Source organism: Kluyvera cryocrescens NBRC 102467, from assembly GCF_001571285.1.
GTDB lineage: Bacteria > Pseudomonadota > Gammaproteobacteria > Enterobacterales > Enterobacteriaceae > Kluyvera > Kluyvera cryocrescens.
This window is the reverse complement of the sequence record NZ_BCTM01000062.1, coordinates 1-8,982: the sequence shown is the minus strand read 5'-3', so window position 1 is coordinate 8,982 and position 8,982 is coordinate 1. Positions and strand designations below refer to the sequence as shown.

Here is an 8,982-nt window from a genome sequence, read left to right as displayed (position 1 = left end):
AATTTTCTGGTGTGTACCGGGCTGAGAGGCGGTGTAAGTGAACTGGAGCTGCCATGTTTTACGGCAGTGAGAGCAGAGATAGCGCTGATGTCCGGCAGTGCTTTTGCCGTTACGCACCACGCCTTCAGTAGCGGAGCAGGAAGGACATCTGATGGAAATGGAAGCCACCCGCACAGCGCGCTGGGATATCACTCCCCGAGGGAATACCGGCAGCGGACATCGTTAACTTAAGATACAAAAGCTGTTCGGAGATGGAGGGTCAAGATCAGGGTGACCTGCGCCATGATGTTATCCGAGCCCTGTTTCCTAATCACTACACCGGTATTTGATTACCCAGGTCAACTTCAGGCTGTTACAGGGACGGCAACCGTGTCAGCACATCCTTGAGATAGGCATACGGATCGTGCCCATTATTACGGGCCGACTGGATCAAACTCATGATCGCAGCAGCGCGCTTGAGTATGCGAACCCACGCCGAGCATTTGAGAAGGCAACGGGATGAACGCTGGCTGGATAGCCGTGGTTTTCTGGGTAGGCAGCCGAATCCATTTGTGATCGAGGTTGGCATTGAGGCTGTAGCCCAAGGCGATGTTTGCGATGGAGGCACCGGGTTCAGAACACTCCTGAATGACCTGAGCCTTGAAAGATTTGCTGTAGGTACGGCGCTGAGGGCGCATGGAAAATCCGCTTGATGGGCCATGGCCTTCGGCGGCGGTGTCGGGAAGGTGTGTTGGCCGGACGGATACTGTTGAACTACGTTGTCTGGGGCAACGGAAGTGTTTCGGCCCGACTCTGGAACGCGATCCGCAGCGACGACTGGGCAATTCCGCACGTTAGCCTGAGCAGCCTCGGGGAAATCGTCGTCTGGGCGCGCCCAGACGAGTTTCCGTCAAGGAACATGCAGACGAGCATGGGGCTGCGGGCACTCGGCTACAACGTGAGGATCGGTGTTTGATCGAGGCGCCTGTGGTACACGCAGGCTGACGAGCCAGGCGCTGTCCATTGCCTGATCAGACCGCCCCGCTGCGCCTTGCCTGAGCAGTTGACCTGCATCAATGGGGCGGGAGAACGCTGTACATTGACTCTTGAAGGCTGTCATGGTAAGCGTAATATCTTACAAAGTATTACAAGGATTTCCTTGGCCGGAACCGCAAAGCGACGCGATTGGAGAGGGTGAGATGAAAGCGCACCTACAGGGATGAAAGCGCACCTACAGGTGATTTTCACGCTCGATGAATTGGCTGCGTACTTGAAAGTCGGCAAGCGGACGCTTTATCGGCTCGCCGCGCACGGGGAAATTCCGGCTTTCAAGGTGGGCGGGACGTGGCGGTTTCCTCAAAGTGAAATCGATCAGTGGATCAATGATCAGACCCGAGCCGCAGCAAAGAAGGAGGTGATGCGCAAGCGTGAACAGCAGAAGTCATCCGAGCAGCCCGTGTCGCCTGGGCGCACTGCCAGTCACAGCAGGCAAAGGGCTTGAGTAACTCGTTTTCCAATTTTTCTGGAGGTATGACATGGACATCGATTTCAAGAAGTTGGCTCCCTGGAACTGGTTCAAGAACGAGCAGCAAGAGCAGCAGACCGTCTCTTCCCTGCCGGTGCAGCGCAATGACCTGCCAGCGGCGAGCGGGCCAGTCAGCCCGATCCTGCAACTGCATCGGGAAATCGACCGGCTGTTCGATGACGCATTCCGGGGCTTCGGTTTTCCGGCGTTGAACATGCCGCAGTGGCCATCCGATTGGTCGGGCATGCTGAAGCCGGCCCTGGACATCCAGGAAACCGACAAGCAGTACAAGATTGCCCTGGAAGTGCCCGGTGTCGAGGAGAAGGACATCCAGATCACTCTCGACAACGACGTGCTGATGGTGCGTGGCGAGAAGCGCCAGGAACAGGAGAAGAAGGAAGGTGGCTTCCACCGTGTGGAGCGCTCCTACGGCAGCTTTCAGCGTGCCTTGAACCTGCCTGACGACGCCAACCAGGATTCGATCAAAGCATCGTTCAAGAACGGGGTGCTCACGGTCACGATCGACAAGCGCGAGGTCAGCGCGCCGAAGCAGGGACGCTCGATCCCGATCAACGGCTGACGTCGCCGGCTCGTTCGTCACAAGAAAAACCCGGCACGAGACGAGGAGTCGCGGTTCGCGATGCCTCGTCGCCTCAACCTTGTCAACCTTCTCAGGAGCATCAGCATGGCCAGAAAACAATGCCAGGTCTGCGGCCAACCCGCCACCGTGCGGGTGGAAGCCAATCTCAACGGTCGTCACAGCACCATGCTGTTGTGCGACGACCATTACCGGCAATTAGTGCGCCAGCAAAAGCGCACCGTTTCGCCGCTGGAAGCCTTGTTCGGCTCGCGCAGCGGCCTGTTCGAGGACTTCCTCGGCAGTGACTTCTTCCGCATCGGCGACGACGCGACGCCAGTTGCCGCCGATACCGATGACGTGGTCGATGCCTCGTTTGGCGAGCCCGCCGCCGCAGGTTCGGGTGCGCCGCGCCGTCGCGGCAGTGGGCTGGCCAGCCGCATCAGCGAACAGTCGGAAGCCTTGCTGCAGGAGGCCGCCAAACACGCTGCCGAATTTGGCCGCTCCGAGGTGGATACCGAACATCTGCTGCTGGCGCTGGCCGACAGCGACGTGGTCAAGACCATCCTGGGTCAGTTCAAGATCAAGGTCGATGACCTCAAGCGGCAGATCGAGTCTGAGGCCAAGCGCGGGGACAAGCCCTTCGAGGGCGAGATCGGCGTGTCGCCGCGCGTGAAGGATGCGCTCAGCCGCGCCTTCGTGGCCTCCAATGAACTCGGCCATTCTTATGTCGGTCCAGAGCATTTCCTGATCGGTCTGGCTGAGGAAGGCGAAGGGCTGGCCGCCAACCTGCTGCGCCGCTACGGCCTGACGCCGCAGGCGCTGCGCCAACAGGTCAGCAAGGTGGTCGGCAAGGGCGCCGAGGATGGCCGCGCTGAGACGCCGACCAACACGCCAGAACTCGACAAGTACTCGCGCGACCTGACCAAGATGGCGCGCGACGGCAAGCTCGACCCGGTGATCGGCCGCGCGCAGGAGATCGAAACCACCATCGAGGTGCTGGCCCGGCGCAAGAAGAACAACCCGGTGCTGATCGGCGAGCCGGGTGTGGGCAAGACCGCCATCGTCGAAGGGCTGGCGCAGCGCATGGTGGCGGGTGAAGTGCCCGAGACCTTGCGCGACAAGCGCCTGGTGGAACTCAACATCAACGCCATGGTGGCCGGCGCCAAATATCGCGGCGAGTTCGAGGAGCGCGTGCAGAAGGTGCTGAAGGAGGTGACCGAGCACCAGGGCGAGCTGATTTTGTTCATCGACGAGGTGCACACCATCGTCGGTGCCGGCCAGGGCGGTGGCGAAGGCGGGCTGGACGTGGCCAACGTGTTCAAACCGATGATGGCGCGCGGTGAACTCAACCTGATCGGCGCCACGACGCTGAACGAGTACCAGAAATACATCGAGAAGGATGCCGCACTGGAGCGGCGCTTCCAGCCGGTGACGGTACCCGAGCCGACGGTGGCCCAGGCCATCATGATTCTGCGCGGCCTGCGCGACACCTTCGAGGCGCACCACAAGGTCAGCATCTCCGAGGACGCGATCATCGCGGCGGCCGAGTTGTCCGACCGCTACATCACGGCGCGCTTCCTGCCGGACAAGGCGATCGACTTGCTCGACCAGGCGGCCGCGCGCGTGAAGCTGTCGGCCACGGCCCGGCCGGTGGCCGTGCAGGAGCTGGAGTCCGAACTGCACCAGCTGCGGCGTGAACAGGATTACGTGGCCGCGCGCAAGCAGTACGACCAGGCCGCCGAGCTCGGGAAGCGCATCGAAGCCAAGGAGGCCGAGCTCAAGAAGCTCGTCGAGGACTGGGAGCGGGAGCGGGCCTCCGGCAGTGCCGAGGTCAAGGCGGAACACGTGGCGCAGATCGTCTCGCGCCTGACCGGCATCCCGGTCAACGAGTTGACGGTGGAAGAGCGCGAAAAGCTGCTGCACTTGGAACAACGGCTGCACGAGCGCCTGGTGGGACAAGACGAGGCGGTCCGTGCCGTGGCCGATGCCGTGCGGCTGTCCCGCGCCGGCCTGCGTGAAGGCAGCAAACCGGTGGCTACCTTCCTGTTTCTGGGCCCGACCGGGGTGGGCAAGACCGAGCTCGCCAAGGCATTGGCCGAATCGATCTACGGCGATGAGCACGCCCTGTTGCGCATCGACATGTCGGAATATGGCGAACGCCATACCGTGGCGCGATTGGTGGGCGCGCCTCCGGGCTATGTCGGTTACGACGAAGGCGGTCAGCTCACCGAGAAGGTGCGGCGCAAGCCCTACAGCGTGCTGCTGCTCGACGAGATCGAGAAGGCACACCCTGACGTATACAACATCCTGCTGCAAGTGTTCGACGACGGTCGCCTCACCGACGGCAAGGGCCGGGTGGTGGATTTCACCAACACCATCATCATCGCCACGTCCAACCTGGGTTCGGACATCATCCAGCGACGGCTGAAGGCGCGCGGGGCGGCCGGCGAGGAGTACGAAAAGACCAAGGCCGGAGTCATGGACGTGCTGCGCGGCCATTTCCGGCCCGAGTTCCTCAACCGCATCGACGAGATCATCGTCTTCCATGCGCTGGGCAAGGAGGAGATCCGCCACATCGTCGGCCTGCAGCTCGATCGCGTGGCGCGCAGCGCCGCCAGCCAGGGCGTGACGCTCACTTTCGATCAGACGCTGATCGACCATTTCGCGGAAGAAGGCTACAAGCCCGAGTTCGGTGCGCGTGAACTCAAGCGCCTGATCCGCAGCGAGCTGGAAACTGCGCTGGCGCGCGAGATGCTCGGCGGCGGTATCGGCAAGGGCGATCACGCCAGCGCACGCTGGGACGACAAGGCCGAACGCGTGGTGTTCGAACGCAAAGAGCCACCGCAGACCCCGGCCGAGCCGGAGCAGCCGGATGCCGCGAAGGCGAGCGACGCATCTTGATGGCGGGCGAGGCTGCCGTGTCCGACCCCATCGGCCTGGCACTGGCATGGGCAGCCTCCCTGGCCTCGATCGCGGTGGCGGTCGTGGCCGCAGGTCACGCGGGCGTCTACAAGCGTGATGAGCAGTCGGCCACGCCGTGGGGACTGCTCATCAGCGGCGGCACTGCCCTCCCGCTCGCTGGCCATCCGTTCGCGTGACGGCGCGGCCCATCTGTTCACCTGATCCTCTGGCAACTCGACTTTCGAGGAACAAGGCCCATGGCTGGGTGACGCGGGCAGGCAACTGATAGTCGGTACTCTGTTCGACATCTCTTCTCGCAAGGAAATAGAGCAGCAGTTGCTGCGTATGGTGATCACCGACCCCTTTGCTTCACGGTTGAGGGAACATGTTCGCGCAACCGACATGGCTGCCCGGATTGGGGGGAGGAATTCGCTGTGTTGTTGGAAGCGGTATCGATAGAAGGCGCCCAAGTATGGGCGGAGCGATTTCGTCAGGACACTGCGGCGACAGCGGTGGTGTGTGGAGAGGTGTCGATCAGCTATAGCGCCAGCATGGGGGTGGCTCTCCTTGACCCCCGTTTGCACTCTGTCGAGCAGGTGATGCTGCAGGCGGACAGCGCGCTCTACCAGGCAAAAAAGACGAGGGTGCAACCAAGTTGTGGGCGCACAAGTATTTCAGAATTGAGAGGAGTGGCGATGAAGGAAAAGCAAGCAGACCCGATCAAAACATTTCGCGCCCAATGGGCAGTGATGACGTTCTACGAGCGCTTTGAACAGGTGATCGCGCTCGCGCTGTCCGCAATCATTGCCGTTATCATCGTGGTCTCGCTGCTGCAGCTGATCTCGATCGTCTTCAGCCTGCTGATCATTGATGCATTCAATCCGCTCGATCACAAGGTCTTCCAGACCGTGTTCGGCATGATCATGACGCTGCTCATTGCCATGGAGTTCAAGCATTCCATCGTGAGGGTGGCCTTGCGGCGCGACAGCATCATCCAGGTCAAGACGGTGATCCTGATCGGGCTGATCGCCCTGGCGCGTAAATTCGTAATCCTCGACCCGGAGACCGGCCCCGCCAAGGTCGCGGCGCTTGCAGGCGCGACACTGGCCCTCGGGGCGACTTACTGGCTGCTGCGCGAGCGCGATGACCGGACAGCCGGGGAAAGCTCAGATGATCAGTCGTGATCTGCGCCACGCGCAGAATGTCGGCGCGCGGCATCGCTGGCACAATCGCCTGCAAACCGTGCTGTTGGTGCTGACCCTGCTCGGAATTGCCGCCGTCGCTGGCAGCCTGCTGTTGGGTGACGGCGGGCTTTGGCTGGCGCTTGCGGCTGCGGGGTTCACCCTGCTGCTTGAACCGGCGGCCGCCTCCGGGCTGACCTTGCGGCTGTATGGCGCACGCCCCCTGCACCCGGATGAAGCGCCCGATCTTTGGGCTGTGTTGCGCGAACTGGCGGCGCGGGCCGGGCTGCCTACCGTGCCGGTACCGCACTACGTGCCCAGCGGGGTCGTCAACGCCTTCGCCACCGGTTCGAAGCATCACGCGGCCATCGCGCTGACCGACGGCCTGCTGCGTAGCCTCACGCCCCGCGAGTTGACCGGCGTGCTCGGCCACGAAATCGCGCATATTGCGAACGAGGATTTGCGTGTCATGGGCTTGGCCGATTCCATCAGCCGGCTCACCCATCTTCTGGCCTTGTTGGGGCAGCTTGCGATCGTGCTCAGCTTGCCAACGCTATTGCTTGGAGTCACGGAAGTCAATTGGCCCGCGTTGCTTCTACTTGCGGTCGCGCCACAGCTGGCCTTGCTGGCTCAGTTGGGCTTGTCCAGGGTGCGCGAATTCGACGCCGACCGGCTCGCTGCCGAATTGACCGGCGACCCGCACGGGCTGGCCTCAGCGCTCGCCAAGATCGAGCGGGTGAGCCGCTCCTGGCGCGCCTGGCTGCTGCCCGGATGGGGCAATCCGGAACCCTCCTGGTTGCGCACGCATCCAGCGACGGCTGAACGCATTGAGCGCTTGCTGGAACTTGCTCCGCCGCCCGCGATGCCGCCGTTTCCATCGGCCCGTTTCGACCCCGAAGTGACCGTATCACCACGTCCGCCACGCTGGCGCACTGGCGGCCTTTGGCGCTGATTTCAACATGGAGAATGACGTGACCTACCCGACCCCTACAGCCGCCCGGCGCCGGATCGATTCATCCGGCGCTGGCTCGTCATCACTGGCTGCATCGCCGCACTCATGCTGCTGTGGCAGTTCCTGCCCGCCATCGAAGCCTGGTTCAGTCCCCACGAAACAAATGCTTCAGCCCGGAAGAGAGGTCTCAGGCCGTCCGGGAGCTCTGTAACCGACGTGGAACCGCGCGTAAAGTTGCACAAAGCATAGGCGTCAGCGTCCCGGTCCTGTACAAATGGAAGAAAGACCTTATCAGTGACGAGGCTTATCAATCCATGCGCAAACGAAAGTCAGCCCCTCAGGATAAAAATCAGGATGCTTTACTCGGTGAAATCCAGCGTCTCAGGAAGCAGATTCATCAGCTGCAGCTCGAACGTGACATACTGACAAAGGCGAATGAACTGATAAAAAAAGATCTGGGCGTCAGCTTTCTGAAACTGAAAAACAGGGAGAAAACCCTGATAGTTGATGCCCTTAAGAAAAAGTACCCCGTTGCTGAGTTGCTAAGCGTTCTGCAACTTGCCCGCAGCTGTTATTTTTACCAAAACGTCTGTACGATAAGTATGCGGTAATACGCGTGATCATGGCCGATATCTTTGAGGAGAATTACCGCTGTTACGGCTATCGGCGCCTTCACGCGATGCTTCGCGGTAACAACAGGGTTATTTCTGAAAAGGTTGTCCGCAGACTGATGGCAGAAGAGCAGCTCGTTGTTAAGCGCACCAGGCGACGACGATACAACTCTTACTGTGGCGAAATCGGCCCGGCACCGGAAAATTTACTCGCTTGGGATTTTAGTTCCTGCAGGCCAAATGAGAAGTGGCTGACCGATATTACGGAGTTCCAGCTTCCGGCTGGAAAAGTCTATCTGTCGCCGGTTATCGACTGCTTTGATGGCCTGGTTGTAAGCTGGTCGATAGGAACACGCCCGGACGCGACGCTGGTGAATACGATGCTCGATGACGCACTCGATACGCTCAACGAACATGATAAACCAGTGATACACAGCGATCGTGGTGGCCATTACCGGTGGCCGGGCTGGCTCGAGCGTATCAACACCTCCGGACTTATAAGGTCCATGTCGCGCAAAGGATGCTCGTCGGATAATGCTGCGTGTGAAGGCTTCTTCGGGCGTATCAAAAACGAAATGTTCTATGGCAGAGACTGGGCGGGTATCACGCTGGAAAAATTTATCTGCTTCCTGGACAGGTACATACGCTGGTATAACGAGAAACGTATCAAGCTATCATTAGGTGCAATGAGTCCTGTGAAGTACCGGCAGCATCTTGGGATCACAACATAACAGTCCAGGAAAACATCCGCAGCCCCTGAGACGACAATAACGCTTTGTGCTGACAATACAGGTGCGCATAACAAAGATTATGTTAAATTCAATGGTAAAATCATTATAAATCAATATCTTAAATATCGAACAAGCCCCTTTCTTCCTCAAACCTCACTGTGGTAACTTTAAAAACAATGTCCGTTCCTGAGTTTGTGATGCCTTAAAGCCATGGTGAAGATAAAAGTTTTTGGCTTCTTCAGTCAGTGCATGAACTATAATCGCACGGACTCCAATATTCTCAGCTACACGGTAACAGCGCAGAACTGCATCATGCAGTAAATCGGCCCCGAGCCCTTGGCCACGGTATGAAACATCAACTGCCAGGCGAGCAAGTATGATTACGGGAATTGGATCTGGCATATTGCGCCTGAGGCTTCCCATTGCTTCCACGTGGTTAACGCTGCCGGTGGCCAGAGAGTAAAAACCGACAACCTGTTTAGTGTCTCTTTTACAAACGACGAACGTTCGTGCTGCACCAAG

10 protein-coding genes and 3 pseudogenes are annotated in these 8,982 nt (G+C 59.7%); 9 read left to right on the top strand and 4 right to left on the bottom strand.

Annotated elements, in window-relative coordinates; all coding sequences use genetic code 11:
* From KCR01S_RS24715 to KCR01S_RS25265, 3 genes and pseudogenes are all read right to left on the bottom strand, one after another.
* Positions 1–168 (bottom strand): IS1 family transposase (locus KCR01S_RS24715; RefSeq protein ID WP_032288874.1); only part of this gene is annotated, 168 nt, incomplete at its 3' end.
* 184 nt (positions 169–352) lie between these two features.
* Positions 353–457, bottom strand: a pseudogene (locus tag KCR01S_RS25270) (transposase domain-containing protein); the annotation flags it as partial.
* Positions 414–677: a transposase gene (locus KCR01S_RS25265; RefSeq protein WP_004118209.1), complete on the bottom strand. Its 264-nt coding sequence runs from the start codon at positions 675–677 to the stop codon at positions 414–416. The pseudogene KCR01S_RS25270 and the gene KCR01S_RS25265, both read right to left, overlap by 44 nt.
* Positions 678–691: 14 nt before the next feature.
* Between KCR01S_RS25265 and KCR01S_RS25260 the strand changes: the two genes are divergently transcribed.
* The 9 genes and pseudogenes from KCR01S_RS25260 to KCR01S_RS25255 form a co-directional block, all read left to right on the top strand.
* The gene (locus tag KCR01S_RS25260; RefSeq protein WP_061285216.1) at positions 692–955 is read left to right on the top strand and encodes a hypothetical protein; all 264 of its coding nucleotides are present in this window, start codon (positions 692–694) and stop codon (positions 953–955) included.
* 243 nt (positions 956–1,198) lie between these two features.
* Complete coding sequence (locus KCR01S_RS23145; RefSeq protein WP_061285215.1) at positions 1,199–1,480, top strand: helix-turn-helix domain-containing protein; 282 nt, start codon at positions 1,199–1,201, stop codon at positions 1,478–1,480.
* 34 nt (positions 1,481–1,514) lie between these two features.
* The gene (gene hsp20, locus KCR01S_RS23140) at positions 1,515–2,084 is read left to right on the top strand and encodes a small heat shock protein sHSP20 (RefSeq protein WP_004152117.1); all 570 of its coding nucleotides are present in this window, start codon (positions 1,515–1,517) and stop codon (positions 2,082–2,084) included.
* A 105-nt stretch (positions 2,085–2,189) separates the two neighbouring features.
* Positions 2,190–4,985, top strand: coding sequence for a heat shock survival AAA family ATPase ClpK (gene clpK, locus KCR01S_RS23135; RefSeq protein WP_004152116.1), 2,796 nt, complete (start codon positions 2,190–2,192; stop codon positions 4,983–4,985).
* Positions 4,985–5,182 (top strand): hypothetical protein, encoded by a 198-nt coding sequence (locus KCR01S_RS23130; protein ID WP_004152115.1) that lies wholly within the window; start codon positions 4,985–4,987, stop codon positions 5,180–5,182. Before clpK ends, KCR01S_RS23130 begins: the two co-directional genes overlap by 1 nt.
* 237 nt (positions 5,183–5,419) lie before the next feature.
* Positions 5,420–5,566: pseudogene (locus KCR01S_RS25735) on the top strand (phosphate-starvation-inducible PsiE family protein); the annotation flags it as partial.
* Between the two features lie 114 nt (positions 5,567–5,680).
* A complete protein-coding gene (locus tag KCR01S_RS23125; protein WP_004152114.1) occupies positions 5,681–6,169 on the top strand; it encodes a phosphate-starvation-inducible PsiE family protein in 489 nt (162 codons plus the stop codon).
* Positions 6,156–7,118 carry a zinc metalloprotease HtpX gene (locus KCR01S_RS23120; protein ID WP_004152113.1) on the top strand — a complete coding sequence of 321 codons (963 nt, stop codon included), beginning with the start codon at positions 6,156–6,158 and terminating at the stop codon, positions 7,116–7,118. Before KCR01S_RS23125 ends, KCR01S_RS23120 begins: the two co-directional genes overlap by 14 nt.
* A 155-nt stretch (positions 7,119–7,273) precedes the next feature.
* A pseudogene (locus KCR01S_RS25255) lies at positions 7,274–8,460 on the top strand (IS3 family transposase); the annotation flags it as partial.
* Between the two features lie 153 nt (positions 8,461–8,613).
* On the opposite strand, the gene KCR01S_RS23105 reads toward KCR01S_RS25255, so the two are convergent.
* The coding region (locus KCR01S_RS23105) for a GNAT family N-acetyltransferase (protein WP_061285214.1) at positions 8,614–8,982 on the bottom strand (369 nt) is incomplete at its 5' end.